At 67.2% G+C, this 21,044-nt stretch carries 14 protein-coding genes; 7 read left to right on the top strand and 7 right to left on the bottom strand.

Annotated features, from left to right (window positions below; genetic code table 11):
* Positions 1–124: 124 nt before the first annotated feature.
* The 7 genes from mnmA to G9V96_RS13580 form a co-directional block, all read right to left on the bottom strand.
* Complete coding sequence (gene mnmA, locus G9V96_RS13610; RefSeq protein WP_168583519.1) at positions 125–1,243, bottom strand: tRNA 2-thiouridine(34) synthase MnmA; 1,119 nt, start codon at positions 1,241–1,243, stop codon at positions 125–127.
* A complete protein-coding gene (locus G9V96_RS13605; RefSeq protein WP_168583518.1) occupies positions 1,243–2,472 on the bottom strand; it encodes a cysteine desulfurase family protein in 1,230 nt (409 codons plus the stop codon). The genes mnmA and G9V96_RS13605 overlap by 1 nt, the downstream gene beginning before the upstream one ends.
* A gap of 445 nt (positions 2,473–2,917) precedes the next feature.
* A complete protein-coding gene (locus G9V96_RS13600) occupies positions 2,918–3,874 on the bottom strand; it encodes an electron transfer flavoprotein subunit alpha/FixB family protein (protein WP_168583517.1) in 957 nt (318 codons plus the stop codon).
* 29 nt (positions 3,875–3,903) lie between these two features.
* Entirely contained in the window at positions 3,904–4,686 is a 783-nt protein-coding gene (locus G9V96_RS13595; protein ID WP_168583516.1) for an electron transfer flavoprotein subunit beta/FixA family protein, read from the bottom strand.
* Between the two features lie 237 nt (positions 4,687–4,923).
* The gene (locus G9V96_RS13590) at positions 4,924–5,661 is read right to left on the bottom strand and encodes a hypothetical protein (RefSeq protein WP_168583515.1); all 738 of its coding nucleotides are present in this window, start codon (positions 5,659–5,661) and stop codon (positions 4,924–4,926) included.
* 8 nt (positions 5,662–5,669) lie between these two features.
* On the bottom strand, positions 5,670–6,062 hold the full coding sequence (locus tag G9V96_RS13585; protein ID WP_168583514.1) for a PadR family transcriptional regulator: 393 nt from the start codon (positions 6,060–6,062) through the stop codon (positions 5,670–5,672).
* A gap of 180 nt (positions 6,063–6,242) precedes the next feature.
* A complete protein-coding gene (locus tag G9V96_RS13580; protein WP_168583513.1) occupies positions 6,243–6,713 on the bottom strand; it encodes a T3SS (YopN, CesT) and YbjN peptide-binding chaperone 1 in 471 nt (156 codons plus the stop codon).
* A gap of 438 nt (positions 6,714–7,151) precedes the next feature.
* Between G9V96_RS13580 and glgX the strand changes: the two genes are divergently transcribed.
* The 7 genes from glgX (at position 7,152) to pgm (ending at position 20,978) form a co-directional block, all read left to right on the top strand.
* A complete protein-coding gene (glgX, locus tag G9V96_RS13575) occupies positions 7,152–9,305 on the top strand; it encodes a glycogen debranching protein GlgX (RefSeq protein ID WP_168583512.1) in 2,154 nt (717 codons plus the stop codon).
* Between the two features lie 179 nt (positions 9,306–9,484).
* Positions 9,485–11,452, top strand: a complete 1,968-nt coding sequence (locus tag G9V96_RS13570) for an alpha-1,4-glucan--maltose-1-phosphate maltosyltransferase (protein ID WP_226913684.1) — start codon at positions 9,485–9,487, stop codon at positions 11,450–11,452.
* Entirely contained in the window at positions 11,452–13,155 is a 1,704-nt protein-coding gene (treS, locus tag G9V96_RS13565; protein ID WP_168583510.1) for a maltose alpha-D-glucosyltransferase, read from the top strand. The genes G9V96_RS13570 and treS overlap by 1 nt, the downstream gene beginning before the upstream one ends.
* A 5-nt stretch (positions 13,156–13,160) precedes the next feature.
* Complete coding sequence (gene glgB / locus G9V96_RS13560) at positions 13,161–17,126, top strand: 1,4-alpha-glucan branching protein GlgB (RefSeq protein WP_168583509.1); 3,966 nt, start codon at positions 13,161–13,163, stop codon at positions 17,124–17,126.
* Positions 17,127–17,529: 403 nt separating this feature from the next.
* Positions 17,530–18,807, top strand: coding sequence for a lipase family protein (locus G9V96_RS13555; protein WP_168583508.1), 1,278 nt, complete (start codon positions 17,530–17,532; stop codon positions 18,805–18,807).
* Between the two features lie 201 nt (positions 18,808–19,008).
* Positions 19,009–19,191: a hypothetical protein gene (locus G9V96_RS13550; RefSeq protein WP_168583507.1), complete on the top strand. Its 183-nt coding sequence runs from the start codon at positions 19,009–19,011 to the stop codon at positions 19,189–19,191.
* A 122-nt stretch (positions 19,192–19,313) separates the two neighbouring features.
* The gene (gene pgm, locus G9V96_RS13545; protein ID WP_168583506.1) at positions 19,314–20,978 is read left to right on the top strand and encodes a phosphoglucomutase (alpha-D-glucose-1,6-bisphosphate-dependent); all 1,665 of its coding nucleotides are present in this window, start codon (positions 19,314–19,316) and stop codon (positions 20,976–20,978) included.
* Positions 20,979–21,044 lie beyond the last annotated feature (66 nt).

Here is a 21,044-nt window from a genome sequence, read left to right as displayed (position 1 = left end):
CAGCATCGACGGCACGCACCACGGCGCTGGTGCGCCTTACGACCCGGCCGCAGCCGGGTGACGGGCCCAGGCAGCCTGCGGCACCAGACTCGGTCTCACGATCGATCACGCCTGCCCGGCGTCCTCAGCTGGCCCCCGCCGCTGCGCGTTGCCGGGTGGAGCGGGTGATGGTTCCAGAGCCGACCACCCGGGTCCCCTGGTAGAGAACAACCGCTTGACCCGGCGCGACGCCCCGTACCGGCTCGGCCAGTCGCACTTCGATCCCGCCGTGGCCATCGGCGACGGCGGTCCCCGGGTACTCCTGGCCATGCGCCCGCACCTGGGCGCCGACCTGCACCGGGCCGACCGGCACCGGTCCGCACCAGCGCGCACGGTCGGCGTAGATGAGGTCCACGGACAGCAACGATTCCGCCCCGACCGTCACGGTGTTGGCCACCGGATCGGTGGCGACGACGTAGCGCGGGCGCCCGTCGGCGGCGGGACGACGCAGATGCAGTCCCTTGCGTTGCCCCACGGTGAAGCCCACCGCGCCTGAGTGCTCACCCACGACCTGGCCTTGCGCGTCGAGAATCTGCCCCGGGGTTCGCTCCACTTGTCGGGCCAGGAAGCCGCGGGTGTCGCCGTCGGCGATGAAGCAGATGTCGTGGCTGTCGGGCTTCTTGGCTACAGCGAAGCCGCGCTCGGCCGCCTCCTGACGGATCTGCGGCTTGGTGGTGTCCCCGAGTGGAAACCAGGATGCCGAGAGCTGCTGTGCATCCAGCACCCCGAGCACATACGACTGGTCTTTGGCCGGGTCGACCGCGCGATGCAGTTCCCGTCGTCCAGTGCTGCATTCGGGATCGCCCGGCTCGATGATGCGGGCGTAGTGCCCGGTGGCGACCCCGTCGAAGCCGAGCGCTAGCGCCTTCTCCAACAGCGCCGCGAACTTGATCCGCTCATTGCAGCGCAGGCACGGGTTCGGGGTGCGCCCGGCTGCGTATTCGGCGACGAAATCGTCGACGACGTCGGCTTGGAACTGCTCTGACATGTCCCACACGTAGAACGGGATCCCGAGCCGGTCCGCCACTCTGCGCGCATCCCCGGCATCCTCGATCGTGCAGCAGCCGCGAGCGCTTTCGCGCAGGGTGGCGGCGCTGCGGGACAAGGCCAGATGCACCCCGACGACCTCATGACCGGCATCGAGCATCCGGGCAGCCGCGACGGCCGAATCAACTCCACCGCTCATTGCCGCGACGATGCGCATCAGCCGACCTTCCTTGCCGCTGCGGCCCGATAGGCCCGTTGCGCGCGTTCCACACACTCCGGTAGTGCTGCCATGAACCTCTCAACGTCCTCCGGGGTGGAATCGTGACCCAGGGTCAGCCGCAGCGCCCCTTGCGCCTCCTGCTCCGGATGCCCCAGCGCCAGGACGACGTGGCTCGGACGGGGCACACCGGCATGGCACGCCGAGCCGGTCGAGCAGGCGATACCTGCGGCGTCGAGCAGGAAGAGCAATGAATCGCCCTGGCACTGCGGCAGCAGCACGTGTGCGTTGGCGGGGCTGCGACGCTGCATGTCGCCACGATCCCAGGCCCCGGTCACCTGGGAGCCGGGGACCTGTTCGAGCACTCCGGTGATCAAGGCGTCGCGTAATCCCAGCAGGCGTGCTGCTTGCTCGGGTTGGCGCTGCACAGCGGCAGGCAGGGCCTGCGCCAGGCCGATGATCAGGTGGGTCGCCAAGGTGCCGCTACGCAGTGAGCGCTCTTGACCACCGCCGAAGGAGATGGGGGCGATCGGGGCGTCGCGGCGGGCCAGCAGGGCGCCTACCCCTGCGGGGCCCCCGAGTTTGTGTCCGGAGACAGACATCGCGTCGACGCCACTGGCGGCGAAGTCGACCGGAACCTGCCCGACCGCCTGCACGGCATCGGTGTGGAACGGCACGGCGTACTCGTGAGCCACCGCCGCCAGTTCTGCGATCGGCTGCACCACCCCGACCTCGTTGTTCACCCACATGATCGAGACCAGCGCCACATCGTCGGCGTTGTCGCCGCAGGTGGCGAGCAGTGCTTCACGCAGCGCATCGGGGGTGATGATGCCCGCACTGTCACAACGCACCAAGGTCACTTGCGCGTCTTCGTGCTCGGCGAGCGCTTCGGCGGTGTCCAGGACGGCTGAGTGTTCGATCGCACCCACCAGCACCCGTCGGCGACGGGGGTCTTGACGGTGGCGATGACGGAACATCCCGGTGATCGCCAGGTTGTCAGACTCGGTACCGCCGGAGGTGAAGACGATCTCGGATGCGGTGGCCCCCAGCGCGTCTGCCAGCTTCTCGCGGGCTTCCTCGACGCGGCCTCGGGCGGCTCGCCCGGGGCCGTGCAGGGAGGAGGGGTTGCCGACATGAGACAGTTCGGCGGCCATGGCCTCGATGACCTCCGGCAGCACCGGTGTCGTCGCGCCATGGTCCAGATATACACATCGTCGCTCGTCGGTCACGCCATGGAGTCTACGAACCACGCCTGGTAGCTACGACCCCCGGTGAACAGCCGCGCCTGCGCACCCGCCCCGCCGCCTTTGCGCAACAGTCCAACAAGCTGCGGAGATGACCACTCACTCCGGTAATGTTGTTTTCAACTTCTTTGCCAAGGGCGACACAATTGCCCCCGAGGTGTACACCTCCCCCCTGACCACTGAGCCCCGACGCCGCCCCCCGAAGCCGTCGGGGCTCAGTGCCATCAACCAGCCGCCGTCGGTGCGATGCCCGACTCGGTGTCCGGTCCACAGCACACCGGCTCAGCCTGGGTCAAGCGTCCCGCGCCTGCAGGTCGGCCCCGGGCTGGGATTCCGGCAGCGCTGTCTCCGCGGCCTCGCACTCCCCCGGATACGACGACGGGCCGCCGCACGCACATGGCGTGCAGCGGCCCATCGGGGTGTGGTCTGCTCAGCCCTTTTGCGACTGAACCTGCTCGGTGGCCTGTGGGAGAACCTCGAAGAGGTCACCGACTACGCCGAAGTCAACCAGTTCGAAGATCGGGGCTTCTTCGTCCTTGTTCACCGCGATGATCGTCTTGGAGGTTTGCATACCGGCCCGGTGCTGGATGGCACCGGAGATGCCGCACGCGACGTACAGCTGCGGCGAGACCTGCTTGCCGGTCTGACCCACCTGGCTGGTGTGCGGGTACCAGCCGGCGTCGACCGCGGCGCGCGAGGCGCCCACCGCAGCGCCGAGGCTGTCGGCGAACTCCTCGACCTTGGTGAAGTCGCCGGCGGTGCCGCGACCACCGGAGACGACGATCGCCGCTTCGGTCAACTCCGGACGGCCGCTGGCCTGCTTTTCGCGGCGCTCGGTGATCTTGGCCGCCTTGGCACCCTCGGAGATGCTCACCTGCACGACCTCGTCAGCGGCCGCACCGGCGGACTCTTCGGGGGCGCACGAGTTGGGCTTGACGGTGATGATCGGGGTGCCACGGGTGACGCTGGCATCGACGGTCCAGCCGCCGGCGAAGACCGACTGGGTCGTTTCGATCCCTTCGCTGCCGGCGCGCACATCCACCGCGTCGGTGATCAGACCCGAAGAGAGCTTGACCGCGAGACGGCCCGCGATCTCCTTCCCGTGGGCCGAACTGGAAACCAGGATCGCGGCCGGTTGAGCCGTCTCGGCGATCTGGGCCAGCGCCTCGGCCACCGGTGCCACGAGGTAGTCGGAGATGTCAGCCGCTTCCACGCGGTACACCTTGGCTGCGCCGTACTTGGCCAGCGATTCCTTAGCGGCGTCGAATCCCTCACCGATGAAGACTGCTGAGGGTTCGCCGATACGGCTTGCCAGCGTGAGCATTTCGGCAGTGGTCTTGCGAACCTGCCCGTCGACGTGGTCGACCAGAACGAGAACTTCGGTCATGGTGATCTACTCCTTCGATCCTGGTCGTCTCAGATGAACTTCTGCATGGACAGGAACTGCGCCAGCACTGCGCCGCCGCTGCCGTCGTCGGTGACGACCAGTCCTTGCTGGCGCGGAGGACGCTTCTTGGTCTCCAGGACCTTGGTCCACGCCGCGTCGAGACCGACCTCGCTCGCTTCGACCCCCAGGTCGGCCAACGACCAGGTTTCCATCGGCTTCTTCTTGGCGGCCATGATCCCCTTGAACGAGGGGTAGCGCGGCTCGTTGATCTGGTCGGTGACCGACACCACGGCCGGGAGGCTGGAGGTGATGATCTCCGTCGCCACGTCGCCGTCGCGGCGGATCGTCACCGACCCACCCTCTACCGTCAACTCCGAGGCGAAGGTGACCTGTGGCAGGCCGAGACGCTCGGCGAGCATCGCCGGAACGACCGACATCTCACCGTCGGTGGAAGCCATCCCGGTCAGTACCAGGTCGACACCGCCGATCTTCTCGACAGCTTTGGCCAGAACCAAGGAGGTAGCGACCGAGTCCGACCCGGCAAGGGCGTCGTCACACACGTGCACGGCTTTGTCGGCGCCCATCTGCAGCGCCTTCTTGACCGCGTCGACCGCCTTCTGCGGCCCCATGGTCAAGACGGTGACTTCACCCTCCCCGGCCTCCTTGATCTTGAGGGCCTCTTCGACGGCATATTCGTCGAGCTCACACATCAGACCGTCGACGTTTACTCGATCGGTCGTGTTGTCGGAGCTGTCGAATGTGCGGTCTGACTGTGCATCAGGGACGTACTTGACACAGACGACGATGTTCATGTCGTGCCCTCTCTTGTTGGTTCTGCGATTTCGTAGGCGCGGGGCGCCACCCGCCGTGGCCTGCTCGCGGTGCACCGCAGCGGGCAGCGAACGCCGCCCACGCAGACACCCTCGAGAGTTGCAATGACGAGGAAACTCCACTCTGAGCCTAAGCAACGGGGCCGACACTCCCAACCGCCCAGCGGCGTGAGCGTCCACACACAGCCGCTGACCTGCGGCAAAACGTCGCCTCAGGACTTACTGGAGTGCCGAGAGGACAAAATCCAGACCGATCAGGGCCAGCGTGAGCGCCGGGAAGAGGGCGAGGTTCGCCAGCCGCATCCACCTCGGCGATGGGTCGGGGTCGCTGCCTATCCCGGCAGCCTCACCAGGCCCGACGACAGGATCGTTCAGTTGGGCCGCAGCAGCTTGCAGCGGGATCGAGAGCGCCAGCAGCAGCACTCCCACCAGCAGCGCCCCGGCCGCAGGCGCCGTAGCTGCCACCGAGGGGAAGAGCAGGAGAACCCCCACACTCGCGGCAACGTGTACCGCCATCACCAGGCCGAATCGCACCGGGTGGCGCAACACGAACTCCAACGCACGGTTCAGCGTGAATAGCAGGACCGCAACCACTGCGACATTGAGGGTGAGCAGGGCGAGCATCCCCCAGGTGATCCTCAACGCTTCGCCCCCGCGCCAAGCCGCGAAGGCATCCGCGGTGAGCAGCGTGCCGAGCACCCCGACAACCCCGGCCAGCAGCGGCTTGGTCAGGGCACCCATCGAGAGCGGACTGGCTGGCAATGAGAGGCTGCGCGCGTATTCCGCCGGGTCACCGAAGGCGTCCCGGGCGCCTTGGCCGCTGTCGGCGCAGTGCAACTCCGCCTCGGCCAGCGCAGCCCCGATGCTGGTGCCGGGCACGTCACGCAGGCGCAGTTCGAGAACGAATTCATCCACCCAGTGCGGATCCAGGTGCGGGGTTCGGGTGTCGTAGGCCATGACCTCTCCTAGGAGTCGTGCCGGAGTGAGCCGCCGTGAGCCGCTGCATCCGACGTCGCAGATGCTGTTGCCGCTGGCGCGGCAACGAAGTCAGCGGTCAAACGGGCGAATTCAGTCCACGCGGCAGCTTGCTGGCGCTGCTGTTCCCGACCGCTGGTGGTCAGCGCGTAGTACTTGCGCCCCGGCCCACCATCACCGGCCCGCCATTCGATTTCGACCCAACCTGCCTCTTCGAACCGGCGCAGCAGCGGATAGAGCGTGCCGCCTTTGACAGCCCCCAGGCCTAGCTCTTCGAGGCTGGCCGAGATGGCGTAGCCGTAGGTGGGCCCCTCGGCCAGCACCCGCAACACGCAGGTGCCGATCACTCCGCGGAGCCATTCGCTGGGCCAGGAGGTGGACATGACTAGATCGTATCCCTGACTAGATTGACTGTCTACCCAGATGCGCTACCTAGTTGTTCGACGCCACTGTCCGCAGTGACCCCGGCTTTCTCGGGCCCACCCATCCGGCCCCGAACGCGTTCGTCGGGACGCACCCCACACCAGGGGGCAACGTCCCGACGAGAAAACGTGGGTAGGGGCTCAGCCTTCCTGCGGCGCAGCGCCTTCGCCGAAGACATCCTGGCCCAGCATCATCTGGTGCCAGAACTGCACGGCTGTCAGCACGAGCTGAGTGCTGATCGCGATGAGGGCGCGCACGTCGGCGTCCGGGCCGACGATGTGCTCAGCCGTGACGACGAGCGTTCCGTTGTTCACGCCGACCTTGACGATGTTCAGGCGCAGCGACAGGTCGTTGGCGTTGCGAAGCTGCAGCGTCTCATCGGTGGGCAGGTCCTCACCGATCTGCCACTGGCCGAACACCCGCATGACGGGGACTTCACCCTCGGCGCAGTGCACGAACAGCTGGTGGCCCTCGACCTTGTAGCTGACGTCGCCATCTGCATCGATATCGGGGCGGAAACCCTCATCGGAGAGCGCGTCGATGACGCGTCCGCGCAAGGGGTGCTCACCGGCGGGAGGCGGGAAGCTGGGGAGGGATGTGGGGTCAGTCATGTAACCACCGTAGCGAGAAACACCGCAGAAACCGACCCGGCACCGCCGGAGAGGAACGCATTCTCCTCGACAAACATGCCTCGATCGTGATGCCCACCCGGTGACCGGAAGGTGGACGCACACCATCGCAGTCCGCAGGTCCAGCGGATCGGCACCCGGAAAGCAGTGCCGCTGAAAAGCGCAGGATCGTTCACGACCCTCCCCCGCAGCCGAGCACCCGAGGAAATGACACGCCCATAGGCCAGTCCGCAGTCTGGTGGCCATTCTGAGAATCACCGCCGCCCTCTCGGACGGGACCCCCGATACCGCCTGGGTCGGGCCGCTACTGGCTTGGGCGTCAGCGCTCCTCGCCCTGGTCGCCCGCTTCTCGAACCCGCACGAAACGACGCTGCATCGCCCCGCACATCGGGCGTGAAGGGCTCCCGTACCCTGAACCGCATGCGTCCTCACCTCGACGTCGCCCCTCCGCTCGGTGCCACGCCGGGTGAGGATGGAACGACATTCGCCTTGTTCGCCTCCCACGCCGAGGCGGTGGAGCTCTGCCTGTTCGACACCGGCGACAACGAGGGCACGAGCGAGCGGCGCATACCGATGACCGACCGCGTGCATCACGTGTGGTCGGTGCACCTGCCCGAGGTAGGGCCGGGGCAGCGCTACGGATTCCGAGTCCACGGTCCGTGGCGCCCAGCTGTGGGCCTGCGCCACAACCCGGCAAAGCTGCTGCTCGACCCGTACGCGCGGGCGATCGACGGGCCACCCCGGTGGAGTCCGGAACTGTTCGGCCACGAGGTCGACGCGCAGTTCGAAGGCAGCCCCGATGTTCGCGATGACCGAGACAGCGCCCCCGTGACCCCGCGCGCGGTCGTCATCGACACCACCAGCCTCACCAGGCCACGGCCCTGCCCGCGGGTGCCGTGGACCGACACCATCGTCTACGAGGCCCACGTTCGGGGAGCGACGCTGCGCCACCCCGGCATCCCGCAGGAACTACGCGGCACCTACGCCGGCCTGGCACACCCTGCATTCATCGCGCACCTGCGCGACCTCGGGGTGAGCACCCTGGAGCTGCTGCCGGTCCATGCCTTCATGGATGAGCGGCACCTCGCCCAGGCCGGAATGCACAACTACTGGGGGTACAACACCCTGGGGTTCTTCGCCCCGCACGCCGCCTACGCCCTCGCCGATGACCCGCAGGAGGTCCTTCAGGAGTTCCGGGCGATGGTCGACGCCCTGCACGAGGCCGGTATCGAGGTCATCCTCGACGTCGTCTTCAACCACACCTGCGAGCAAGGCAACGACGGACCGACCCTGAGCTGGCGGGGTATCGACGCCTCCTCCTACTACCGCCTCGACGGGTGGGGGCACAACGTCGACGTCACCGGCTGCGGCAACACCCTCGATCTGCGCAACCCCTACGTGTGCGGGATGGTGCTCGATTCGCTGCGCTACTGGGCCGAAGAATGCGGTGTCGACGGTTACCGGTACGACCTCGGTGTCGCCCTCGCCCGCGGCCCACAGGACGAATTCAACGACAACCATGCGTTCTTCATCTCCATCCGCACCGACCCGGTGCTCCGGCGACTCAAGCACATCGCCGAACCGTGGGACATCGGGATGCACGGTTGGCGCACCGGCCAGTTCCCGCCGCCGTTCTGCGAATGGAACGACAGGTTCCGCGACACCGTGCGCACCTTCTGGCTGCCCGATGTGGCCGGTTCAGCAGCCAACGGGCACGGCGTGCGTGAGCTGGCCACCCGGTTGGCCGGCAGTGAGGACCTGTTCGGCAACGGCGACCGTGGGCCTACCGCCTCGATCAACTATGTCGCCTCCCACGACGGTTTCACCCTGGCCGACACCACCGCCTACGAACGCAAACACAACGAACCCAACGGGGAGCACAACCGAGACGGCCACGGTGACAACCGGTCCTGGAACCACGGCGCGGAGGGTTTGACCATCGAGGAGGACATCCTCACCCGTCGTCGCCGCTCAGTGCGCAACCTGCTGGCCACCACCCTGCTGGCCAAGGGGACGCCGATGCTGTGCGCCGGCGACGAATTCGGACGCACCCAGGGCGGGAACAACAACGCGTACTGCCAGGACAACGAAACGTCATGGCTGGACTGGGAGCACGCGCCCTGGCAAGGCGACCTCATCGCCACCACCCGATTCTTGACAGCCGTGCGGCGCCGGTATCGGGTGCTGCGACAAGGTTCGTTCTTCTCCTCCGCGCCCCAGCCCGGCGACGGACGCGCGGACGTGCGCTGGTACGGCCGCTACGGGGAGGCGATGACGAACGGTTCGTGGGAGGACCCACGTTGCCGGGTGCTGCAGATGCTGCTCAAAGGCGAGGGCCTCAGCGCGCACTCGATCCTGTTGACCTTTCAGGGCAAACCCACCGAAGAAACCGTCACACTCCCGCCGCTCGATCAGGACGGGTCGTTCCATCTGCTCTGGGACAGCTCATGGGAGCAGCCGCCGTCGCTGGAGGCATTGGATGCGGAAACGCTCGGTGAGCCCGTCGCGCCCGGGACCTCGCTGCTGGTGGGCGCCTCAAGCCTGCAGCTCTACCTGGTTCGGGCGGGCGCGTGATGACCTCCGCTGGAACTGAACCGGAAGGCGCGCGGGCAGGCCACGCATCGAGCACCTCCCGATGCACATTGGCGTCCCGAACCGATAGCGTCAGCCCTGTGACGACTACGCCCGCGCTCCCTGCTGTCCCCGCCTCGAGCCTGCCCCCCGGCCAGCGTCCGCTGGGGCGCATACCGGTCATGGATGTGCAACCCGTGATCGAGGGGGGAGCCTTTCCCACCAAAGCCGTCGTTGACGAAGACGTCGTCATCTCCGCGAACGTTTTTCGTGAGGGACACGACGCGGTGAACGCCACGGTGGTGCTCACCGACCCCACCGGCGGCACTCACCACATCCCGATGAGCTGCCTGAACGAAGGGCTGAACTACTGGGAGGCCACCGTCGCCGCGGATCGGCCCGGCAACTGGACCTATCGGGTCGAGGGCTGGTCGGATCCGTACGCGACCTGGCAACACGACGCCAAGATCAAGGTCGAGGCCGGGGTCGACGTCGAGGTCATGCTCGAAGAGGGCGCCCGGTTGCTCACTCGCTGCGACGAAGAGGTGCAGCGGCCCGAGGCAGGCCGAGAGTTGTTGCGCACTGCGATCACCACCCTGCGTGACACCGAGCTGCCAGTGACCAAGCGGCTGCAAGCCGGACTCCAAGCGGAGCTCGCCGCCGAACTGCAGACGCGCCCGCTGCGCGACTTCGTCACCGGCAGCCCCGACTACGGCTGGCTGGTGGAGCGCGAACGCGCACTGTACGGAGCCTGGTACGAGTTCTTCCCCCGCTCGGAGGGCTGCCGCTATGACCCCGAGACGGGCAAGTGGAGCACCGGGACGCTGCGCACTGCCGCTGAGCGCCTCCCCGCGATCGCCAAGATGGGCTTCGACGTCATCTACCTGACGCCCGTGCACCCCATCGGCAAGATCAACCGCAAGGGCCCGAACAACTCCCTGACCGCTGGACCGGACGACCCCGGATCGCCGTATGCCATCGGCAGCCAGGACGGCGGCCACGACTCCATCGAACCCTCACTGGGCACCTTTGCCGACTTCGACCACTTCGTCGCAGAAGCCGCCAAGCTCGGTATGGAGGTCGCCCTCGACATCGCACTGCAGTGCGCCCCCGACCACCCGTGGGTGACTGAGCACCCCGAATGGTTCACCACCCGCGCCGACGGCACGATCGCCTACGCGGAGAACCCGCCGAAGAAGTACCAGGACATCTATCCGCTGAACTTCGACAACGACCCGGCCGGGATCTACGCCGAGGTGCGCCGGGTCATCCAGGTGTGGATCGACCACGGGGTCAAGATCTTCCGGGTCGACAACCCGCACACCAAACCGGTCGAGTTCTGGCAGTGGCTCATCAGCGACGTCGCCCAGAGCCACCCCGAGGTCATCTGGCTGGCCGAAGCCTTCACCAAGCCGGCCATGATGGCCACGCTGGCCAAGGTCGGGTTCCAACAGAGCTACACCTACTTCACGTGGCGCAACGAGAAGGAAGAGCTCATCGAGTACATGGAGGAGCTCTCCGGGCCGGCCAGCGCCTACATGCGCCCGAGCTTCTGGCCCACTACGCACGACATCCTCACCCCGTACATGCAGTACGCCGGGCCCACCGGTTGGAAACTGCGCGCCGCGCTAGCCGCCACACTCGTTCCCACCTACGGCATCTACGCCGGCTACGAGTTGCTCGAGGCGGTTCCCCGGCCCGGCGCTGAGGAACAGGTCGACAACGAGAAGTACCAGTTCAAGGATCGTCAGTGGGAGCGTTACGCCCCCGGCGGTGACCTCGAGGGTCAGTTGTGGATGGCTGACTACCTCACCCGGCTCAACGAGATCCGCCGGGCTCACCCCAGCCTGCACCGGCTGCGCAACTTCCACGCTCACACCTGCGAGGACGAGGCGGTGATGTGCTTCAGCAAGCGCCGGATCGTCGATGGCCAGGAGGATGTGATCCTCGTCGTGGCCAACCTCGACCCACACACGACCCGCGAAACCTGGGTGCACCTCGACCTGGCCGCGCTCGGGCTGGATCCCGGTAGCTGGTTCGTCGCCAAGGACCTCATCACCCAGAACTCGTGGAATTGGGGCGAGCACAACTTTGTCCGGTTGGGCCCCGACGCCGAGCCCGTGCACATCATCCACGTCCGGAGGTTCTGATGCAGTCAGCCCCGTCTGGAGGGTCCGCGCTGGGCTACGACCCCGACTGGTACCGCACTGCCGTCTTCTATGAGGTGCTCGTCCGCGCCTTCGCCGACAGCAAGGGCGCCGGCAGCGGTGACTTCACCGGCCTGATCGGCAAACTCGACTACCTGCAGTGGCTGGGTGTCGACTGTCTGTGGATTCCGCCGTTCTATGCCTCCCCGCTGCGCGACGGCGGCTACGACATCAGCGACTTCACGGCCGTGCTGCCGGAATTCGGCACCCTGCCGGAGTTCAGCGAGTTGGTCACCCAGGCGCACGCCCGCGGCATCCGCATCGTCACCGACCTGGTGATGAACCACACCAGCGATCAGCACCCGTGGTTCCAGGCCAGCCGCAGCGACCCGGAGGGCCCCTACGGGGACTTCTACGTCTGGAGCGATGACGACACCAAGTACGGCGATGCGCGCATCATCTTCGTCGACACCGAGGTCAGCAACTGGACTTTCGACCCGGTTCGACGCCAGTTCTACTGGCACCGCTTCTTCTCCCACCAGCCGGACCTGAACTTCGAGAACCCCAAGGTGATCGAGGCAATGTTCGACGTCGTCCGGTTCTGGATGGATCTGGGCATCGACGGGTTCCGCCTGGACGCCGTGCCCTACCTGTTCGAGGAAGAAGGGCACAACGGCGAGAACCACCCCAAGACCCACGAGTTCCTCGCCAAGCTGCGCGCCATGGTCGACCACGAGTACCCCGGCCGGGTGCTGCTGGCCGAGGCCAACCAGATGCCGAGCGAGGTCGTGGACTACTTCGGCACCACCGAGGCGCCCGAGTGCCACATGTGTTTCCACTTCCCGGTGATGCCGCGGCTGTACAGCGCACTTCGGGAAGAGAAGGCCACCCCCATCATCGACGTGCTGGAGGCCACTCCCCCGATCCCGCCGGGTACCCAGTGGGGCACCTTCCTGCGCAACCACGACGAGTTGACGTTGGAGATGGTGACGCCGGAGGAGCGCTCGGCGATGTACGCCTGGTACGCGCCGGACCCCCGGATGCGCGCCAATATCGGCATCCGCCGCCGCCTCGCGCCGCTGCTGGACAATTCCCGTGCCGAGATCGAACTCATCCACGCGATGCTGCTCTCGCTACCCGGCTCGCCATGCCTGTACTACGGCGACGAACTCGGCATGGGCGACAACATCTGGCTGAACGACCGCGATGCGGTCCGCACCCCGATGCAGTGGACTCCCGACCGCAACGCCGGGTTCAGTTCGGCCGACCCGGGCAAGCTGTACCTGCCCGTGGTGCAGTCCCTCGTCTACCACCACAACAACGTCAATGTCGAAGCGCAGATGGCCAGTTCGTCTTCGCTGCTGCATTGGGTGCGGGCGATGCTGCACATTCGCGGTGAGCACCCCGTGTTCGGTCTGGGCTCCTTCGAGACACTCCCGTGCGACAACGAGGCGCTGCTGGCCTTCGTGCGGGACTGGCGACCAGGCGGCGATCACCAGGACGACGAACAGGGTGAAAGCGTGCTGTGCGTCAACAACCTCTCCAGTCGCCCGCAGGCCGGAGTCGTGCAGTTGCCGGAGCGGTTCGCCGGGGCGCGGGTCAAGGATCTGTTCGGCGGCTCCGGCTTCCCCCGGGTCGGACCGGACGGCCGGTTGTCACTCACCCTCGGCTCCCGTGATTTCTTCTGGCTCTCGTTGCAGGAGTGATGTGCATGCGCGCACGACCGCTGTTCGACCCCGATTTCGAGGTCTTCCTGCCCGGTTGGCTGGCCCGACAGCGCTGGTTCGCCGGCAAGGGCCGCGAGCCGATGCTGTCCTTGGTCGGATCTTTCCGTTTCGAGGACCCCGAGGGTGAGGTCGGCGTCCAGGTCATGTTCCTGCGCGACGACGCCGGCCAGACCCCGATGCTGTATCAGGTGCCGTTGACCTATCGCGGCGAGCCGATGCCCGGCGGCGAGGATGCCTTGGTGGCCCGCACGACACACCGCCACCTGGGCGATCGCTACATCTACGACGGCTGCAAGGACGAGGTCTTCACCACGCTGCTGCTCCAGGCGATCCTGTCCGACGGGGATCTGCGGCCATCGCGTTCGGACCGGGTGCAGGTACAGGGGCAGCGTCATCCGCAGGCCCGTGAGGTGCAGATCCGCTCGTCTCGGGTGCTGTCCGGTGAACAGTCCAACACCTCGATCATCTATGAGGCCGTCGACGCGGACGGCAACCCGGCCCCGATGATCTGCAAGCTCTTCCGGGTGCTGCATCACGGTCAGAACCCGGATGTGGTGCTGCAGTCGGCGTTGGCCGCGGCCGGGTCCGATCTGGTCCCCGCGCCGGTAGGCCACCTGGAGGGCTCCTGGCTCGACATCCACGTCGAGGGGGCGCAGGCCTGCGGTCCGCTCGCTTTCGCCAGCGAGTTCCTTCCAGGCACCACCGACGCCTGGCGGGTGGCTCTTGCGGCAGCCGCCGACGATGTCGATTTCACTGAGCGCGCGTTCGCCTTGGGCGCCGCCACCGCCCAGGTGCACCGGGATTTGGCTGCGGTGCTGCCTACCCAGGCGGCCGGCGATGAGGAACGCGACACCGTGCGGCGTTCTTTCTCCGCCCGGATGGAGGCAGCCGTAGCGGATGCCCCCGAGCTCGCCGAGTCACGCGCGGCTATCGAGCGGGTCCTGCACGCCGGGCTGGCGGCGACCTGGCCGGCGCTGCAACGGGTGCACGGCGATTACCACCTGGGCCAGGTGCTGGACGTGCCGCAGCGGGGTTGGGTGTTGCTGGACTTCGAGGGCGAACCGATGCGGCCGATGAACGAGAGGTCGCGCCCCGACCTCGCGTTGCGCGACGTGGCCGGCATGCTTCGCTCCTTCGACTATGTCGCGGGCTCCATCGCCAAGGATGAGCCGCAACGTGCCGAGCAGGCTCAGGAATGGGCCCAACGAGCGCGCTCGGCGTTCCTGGACGGCTACGCCTCGGGCTCGCAAGATCCGCGAACCGACCCTGACCGCGCCGCCCTGCTGAGCGCGCTGGAACTCGACAAGGCCCTGTACGAAGTCTCCTACGAGGCGCGCAACCGCCCTGATTGGTTGGCCATCCCGACGCAGGCGGTCACCCGCCTGTGCGCGGCCGCACCAACAGAGCAGACCGCAGCGCCCACCACGCCAAACACGATGCCGAGGAGTGTGACCGACGTGTCCACCCAGCCCACCCCGTCCTCCGAATCCGCCGAACCAGCCGTCAACGCCACCGGCGAGGGCCTCAGCACGAGTCGTGCCGGCAGCGAGCCGCTGCCCGTGCCGTTGGACGAACTCGACCTGCTGGTGCGTGGCGGCCACGGCGACCCGCACAGCATCCTCGGGGCGCACCCGCACGAGGGTGGCTTGACGGTGCGTGCGCTGCGCCCGTTGGCGCACCGGGTCGAGATCGAGCTGGCAGACGGCTCCCGCCATGACCTGAGCCACGAGCATGAAGGCGTCTGGGTGATCCACCTTCCGCAGGCGACGCTGTCCGACTACCGCCTGTTCGTCGCCTACGAAGACGGTCTGGAGCATCGCCAGGACGACCCGTACCGGTTCTGGCCGACTCTGGGCGAGATCGATCTGCACCTCATCGGTGAAGGGCGCCACGAGGAGCTGTGGAAGGTTCTCGGCTCACACCTGCGTGAGTACGAGGGCGAGATGGGCCCGGTTCACGGCGCCAGCTTCGCCGTCTGGGCCCCGAACGCCCGCGCGATCCGACTGGTGGGTGACTTCAACCGCTGGGATGGTCAGGCGCATCCGATGCGGGCGCTGGGCAGCAGCGGCGTGTGGGAGCTGTTCGTGCCCGGCGTCGTCAAGGACACCAAGTACAAGTACGAGATCCTCGGCGCTGACGGGTACTGGCGCACCAAGGCCGATCCGATGGCGCGCGCCACGGAGTGCCCACCCGCGACCGCTTCGGTGGTGACGCAGACGCAGTACGAATGGCAGGACCAGGAGTGGATGACCCGCCGCGGCTCGATCACCGAACCGCACAACGAGCCGATGAGCGCCTATGAGGTTCACCTGGGCTCGTGGCGTCAAGGGTTGAGCTACGTCGAGTTGGCCGAACACCTGGTCAACTACGTCAAGGACCTGGGCTTCACCCACGTGGAGTTCATGCCCGTGGCCGAGCACCCCTACGGCCCGAGCTGGGGCTATCAGGTCACCGGGTACTACGCGCCCACATCGCGTTTCGGTTCCCCGGACGAGTTCCGCTACCTGGTGGACCGGCTGCACCAGGCAGGCATCGGCGTCATCGTCGACTGGGTGCCGGCGCACTTCCCCAAGGACGGCTTCGCGCTCGGGCGCTTCGACGGCCAGCCGTTGTATGAGCACCCGGACCCGCGCCGCGGTGAGCACAAGGACTGGGGCACCTACATCTTCGACTTCGGTCGCCCGCAGGTGCGCAACTTCCTCGTGGCCAATGCGTGCTTCTGGATCGAGGAGTTCCACATCGACGGGCTGCGCGTCGACGCGGTCGCCTCGATGCTCTACCACGACTACAGCCGCGAAGACGGTGAGTGGTACCCCAACCAGTTCGGTGGCCGGGAGAACCTCGAAGCAGTGCAGTTGCTGCAGGAGACGAACGCGACGCTGTACCGTCGCTACCCGGGCGTCATCACGATCGCCGAGGAGTCCACGAGTTGGGGCGGAGTCACCAAGCCGACCTACATGGGCGGGCTCGGTTTCGGCCTGAAATGGAACATGGGCTGGATGCACGACACCCTCGGCTACGTGCAGCTCGCGCCGATCTACCGGCAGTACCACCACCACCAGATCACGTTCTCGATGGTGTACGCCTACAGCGAGAACTTCTGTCTGCCGATCAGCCACGACGAGGTCGTCTACGGCAAGGGTTCGATGCTGCGCAAGATGCCCGGCGACCGTTGGGAGCAGCTCTCCGGGCTGCGCGCCTACTACGCCTTCATGTGGAGCCACCCGGGCAAGCAGTTGCTGTTCATGGGCCAAGAGTTCGCGCAGGAGAGCGAGTGGGCCGACTCCCGCAGCCTCGACTGGTGGCTGCTGGACCAGGAGCCGCACTGGAAGATGCACGCCTTGGTCAAGGACCTGAACCAGCTGTACGCCAAGCACCCGGCGTTGTGGGAGCTTGACAACGACTGGGAGGGCTTCGCCTGGATCGACGCCAACGATGCCAGCGGGAACACCTACTCCTACCTGCGGTTCGGCAAGCCGGATGACAAGGGCGAGCGACCCGTCATCGCCTGTGTCGTCAACTACAGCGGCATGGAGCACCACCAGTACCGGATCGGGCTGCCCCGCCCGGGGGTGTGGCGTGAGGTGCTCAACACCGACTCGGAGAATTACGGCGGCGCCGGAGTGGGCAACCTCGGCGAGGTCGTGGCCGAGGACATCCCGTGGCACGGCCAGCCGTACTCGGCGCTCATCACCATGCAGAAGTTGTCGGCGCTGTGGTTCGAGCCGGCTGACCGCACGGTCGGTGAGGACAGCGCTGCTCGGGCCCAGACCCGCGGCGTCCCCCGCCCCGAGCTGACTCGCGCCCCGATCATCGAGGGCGAGAAGGTCAAGAGCGACTTCGACCCCGCCGACCTGGCAGAGCCGAGGGTGGGACGACTGACCCCGGATGCCCCCGCCACTGCCGTCGAACAGGGCGACGAGGCGCTGCTGCCGGGCGCAGACGCCTGACCGGAGTCCCCGGCAACCGGTTCGCGCAGGCACAAAACCGACCGCACACGAAGCGCCGCTCCCCCCTCGGGGCGCGGCGCTTCGTCGTACTGCCCCGCCGACCACCCGGCCAACGCACCAGGTGCGGCTGATGAACCCGGCTATCTGCTGCGCCCCGAACCCGGAGTTCCACCCCTGGTGCAGCTACGAAGACCGCCTTGCGGGTCGCCGCCCCGCGCGGAACCTAATCGGCCCGTCAGCGTGAGACGGGCACGCTCGAAGCGCCTTGTGAGCCAAGCGAGCGGGGGCGAGGTCCCGGCGCCATTCGCTGACACACCCCTTGTGTGGTGGGACTACCGGTGAGTAGGGTCACTTCGCCCGCGGCGAGGTCGCGGGTCCCCCTCTACCTTTTCTGGAGACGACGATGTCCCCCTGCATTACTCTGCGCGCATGCGCGGCCCTCACCTTGGCCGTCGCGGTGATCGCCGGGGCCTCAACCCCAGCGGGCGCCGACCCGCACGCCATCCCCGGCACTGCCGGCGCCACGACGCTCACCGACGTTCCGGAGCCCACCCGCCCCGCCTTCTACGAGCCGCCAGCCGAGATCCCGTCCACGCCGGGCACGGTCATCCGTACGGAGAAGGCGGACAACATCCTTGACCCGCTCGATGTCTCCTCCGCAAGTTTCGACGCGCGGCGGATCATGTACTCCTCCCTGGACCGGGAGGGAAACCCCATCGCTGTCACCGGGTTCGTCGTCTCGCCCCGCGCGAAGTGGGTGGGCGTGTCCAAGCGCCCCCTGATCTCCTTGGCTGCGGGCACGCAGGGCATGGGTGACCGGTGCGCCCCCTCGCGGATGATCCAGCAGGTCCGCGAGTATGAGGTGGCGTTCATGTCGAGCCTGCTCATCCGCGGGTACGCCGTGGCGATGACCGATTATCAGGGCCTGGGCACCCCGGGCACGCACACCTACATGGACCGCGTCGATCAGGGGCACGCCGTGCTCGACATCGCTCGCGCTGCACAGAAGCTCGAGCTGACCGACATCACGGCCAAGAGCCCGGTTGGCGTGCAGGGTTACTCCCAAGGTGGCGGGGCCGCTGCTGCCGCAGCAGAGTTGGCGCCCACCTACGCCCCCGAACTTGCACTCAAGGGCGCGGCCGTCGGCGCTGTCCCGGCCGACCTCGCGCCGGTGGGCAAGAACCTAGACGGTGGCCTCAACGTCGCATTCGAGCTGTACGCGACGGCGGGTCTGCTCGCCTCCCAGCACATCGAGCCCTCGACGTTGCTCAATCCCAAGGGGGTGGCCAAGTTGCGGGCCATCGAGAACGAATGCGTCCTGGAACTGTTCAATTCCTCGGGCCTGAAGACCTCGACGTTGACCAACGACGGCCGCTCCATCAGCGACCACTTCGCCGATGAGCCCTACCGCACCGCGCTAGCCGAGAACAAAATCGGTAACCGCGCCCCCAAGGTTCCGGTGCTCATGGTGCATTCGACGATGGATGACACCATCCCCTACCCCGTCGGTGTGCAGCTCAATAAGAACTGGTGCGCCCAGGGCGTCAGCGTCAACTTCCGTCCCTCCCTCGTGCCGACCCACGCAGGGGGCATCGTGCCGTTCAACGCCGCGGCCCTCAGTTGGTGGGAAGGCCGTTTCGCCGGGATCAAGCAGATCAACACGTGCGGCGCCTGGCGCTGACGTCCCGCATATCGTGCGGACAACAGGAGGGCGCCCGAAGGTATGACGACTAAGGCTGGCACCTGACGGCATTCTCCGGCTTGCCGGTTGTCTGGCTCACGAAGCTGGCGGCATAACGAAGCGCCGCGCCCCTTCCAGGACGCGGCGCTTCGTTGTGCTCCGCCGGTGAGCTAGCGGCCCAGCACGAGGCGTGGGCGATGGGTGGCCGACCCTGCTGTTCTCGTGCTCGACGAGCCGACGCCCGGGTCGATTTCCTTGGCCGAACGCGACCTTCGCGGCGCGGGTGCGGTTCGCCGAGCAGGCAACCGGGTCTTCGCCCGATCGATGCACCTGACGTGCAAGGAGTTCGCTGGGGAGTCGCGGACACTCGTGGCGTCGCTGTGAGCGCGTTGAACCCGCCCAGCCTGCGCCCCCGCCATCGCTACCTCCCCAGCGCCACACCGTGGCGGTCAGGACCCTCGGCTCCCGGTCCGCCGAAGCGGCGCGCGCGCTGACAAGATGGGGGCATGAACGACACCCGCGCCGGAAAACTCGCTGAACCGCAAGACCTCGTCGACATCCCCCACCTCGTCACCGCCTACTACACGGGCAAGCCCGACCCGGAGAACGTCGACCAGCAGGTCGCCTTCGGAACCTCGGGTCACCGTGGCTCTAGCCTGAAGACGGCGTTCAACGAGAACCACATCCTGGCCACGACGCAGGCGATCGTGGACTACCGCCGCCAGAAGGGGTTCGACGGGCCGCTGTTCATCGGACGCGACACCCACGCCCTGTCCGAACCGGCGTGGGCAAGCGCGATCGAGGTGCTCGTCGCGAACGACGTGCACGTCATGGTCGACGCCGAGGACCGCTACACCCCCACCCCCGCGGTGAGCCACGCCATCCTGCGCGCCAACAAGGGCAAGATCGGCGGCGTCGATGACCTCCCGGCGAACTGCGGCCTGGCCGACGGCATCGTCGTCACCCCCAGCCATAACCCGCCCAGCGACGGCGGCTTCAAGTACAACCCGCCGCACGGCGGCCCGGCCGACACCGACGCGACGAGCTGGATCGCCGACAAGGCCAACGAGTACATCAAGCTCGGCCTTGAGGGCGTGAAGCGGACGCCGTTCGAGCAGGCCCGCGCCGCGTGCGAGTCGTACGAGTTCAAGCGCATCTACGTCGAGGACCTCGTCAACGTCGTCGACATGGCGGCCATCAAGGAGGCTGGCGTCAAGATCGGCGCCGACCCGCTGGGTGGGGCCTCCGTGGACTACTGGCAGGCCATCGCCGACCATTACGAGCTCGACCTGACCGTGGTCAACCCGCTGGTCGACCCGACGTGGCGCTTCATGACGCTGGACTGGGACGAGAAGATCCGGATGGACTGCTCCTCCCCCTCGGCGATGGCGTCGTTGATCGGCATGAAGGACTCCTACGACATCGCGACCGGTAACGACGCCGACTCCGACCGGCACGGCATCGTCACCCCCGACGGCGGTCTGATGAACCCCAACCACTACCTGGCCGTCGCCATCCAGTACCTCTTCGGTGGGGCGCGCCCGCAGTGGCCGGCCGACGGGTTCATCGGTAAGACCCTGGTCAGCAGTTCGATGATCGACCGCGTCGCCGACGACCTGGGGCGCAAGCTGGTCGAGGTGCCCGTCGGGTTCAAGTGGTTCGTGCCCGGGCTGCTCGACGGCTCAGGCCCGTTCGGCGGCGAGGAGTCCGCGGGCGCGAGCTTCCTGCGCTTCGACGGCTCGGTGTGGAGCACTGACAAGGACGGCATCATCCTGGCCTTGCTCGCCAGCGAGATCCAGGCCAAGACCGGCAAGAGCCCCTCGCAGCACTACGCCGACCTCGTCGCCACGCACGGCGAGCCCGCCTACGCCCGCGTCGACGCCCCCGCCGACCGCGAGCAGAAGGCCAAGCTGAAGAAGCTCTCCCCCGCTGATGTCACCGCCGACACCCTCGCCGGTGAGCCGATCACGGCCAAGCTGACCAAGGCACCCGGGAACGGCGCCGCCATCGGCGGGCTCAAGGTCACGACCGAATCGGCATGGTTCGCGGCCCGCCCCTCCGGCACCGAAGACGTCTACAAGATCTACGCCGAATCCTTCAAGGGCGCCGAGCACCTCAAGCAGGTGCAGGACGAGGCCCGACAGGTCGTCTCCGCCGCGCTGGGTAGCTGACACCGCAGTCGACGAATTCAGGGGCTCCCATCACTTCGAGCGTGATGGGAGCCCCTGCACGTGTCC

Source organism: Gephyromycinifex aptenodytis (assembly GCF_012277275.1).
In the GTDB taxonomy this organism is placed as follows: Bacteria; Actinomycetota; Actinomycetes; order Actinomycetales; family Dermatophilaceae; genus Gephyromycinifex; species Gephyromycinifex aptenodytis.
Note: the sequence above shows the minus strand (reverse complement) of the source record. Positions and strands in the feature narration are given on the sequence as shown.

Bases quoted from the DNA above. Each gene is read 5' to 3' on its own strand.
- mnmA (WP_168583519.1), bottom strand. From the start codon at position 1,243: ATGCGCATCGTCGCGGCAATGAGCGGTGGAGTTGATTCGGCCGTCGCG.
- G9V96_RS13600 (WP_168583517.1), bottom strand. From the start codon at position 3,874: ATGACCGAAGTTCTCGTTCTGGTCGACCACGTCGACGGGCAGGTTCGC.
- G9V96_RS13595 (WP_168583516.1), bottom strand. From the start codon at position 4,686: ATGAACATCGTCGTCTGTGTCAAGTACGTCCCTGATGCACAGTCAGAC.
- G9V96_RS13590 (WP_168583515.1), bottom strand. From the start codon at position 5,661: ATGGCCTACGACACCCGAACCCCGCACCTGGATCCGCACTGGGTGGAT.
- G9V96_RS13585 (WP_168583514.1), bottom strand. From the start codon at position 6,062: ATGTCCACCTCCTGGCCCAGCGAATGGCTCCGCGGAGTGATCGGCACC.
- G9V96_RS13580 (WP_168583513.1), bottom strand. From the start codon at position 6,713: ATGACTGACCCCACATCCCTCCCCAGCTTCCCGCCTCCCGCCGGTGAG.
- glgX (WP_168583512.1), top strand. From the start codon at position 7,152: ATGCGTCCTCACCTCGACGTCGCCCCTCCGCTCGGTGCCACGCCGGGT.
- G9V96_RS13570 (WP_226913684.1), top strand. From the start codon at position 9,485: ATGGATGTGCAACCCGTGATCGAGGGGGGAGCCTTTCCCACCAAAGCC.
- treS (WP_168583510.1), top strand. From the start codon at position 11,452: ATGCAGTCAGCCCCGTCTGGAGGGTCCGCGCTGGGCTACGACCCCGAC.
- glgB (WP_168583509.1), top strand. From the start codon at position 13,161: ATGCGCGCACGACCGCTGTTCGACCCCGATTTCGAGGTCTTCCTGCCC.
- G9V96_RS13555 (WP_168583508.1), top strand. From the start codon at position 17,530: ATGTCCCCCTGCATTACTCTGCGCGCATGCGCGGCCCTCACCTTGGCC.
- pgm (WP_168583506.1), top strand. From the start codon at position 19,314: ATGAACGACACCCGCGCCGGAAAACTCGCTGAACCGCAAGACCTCGTC.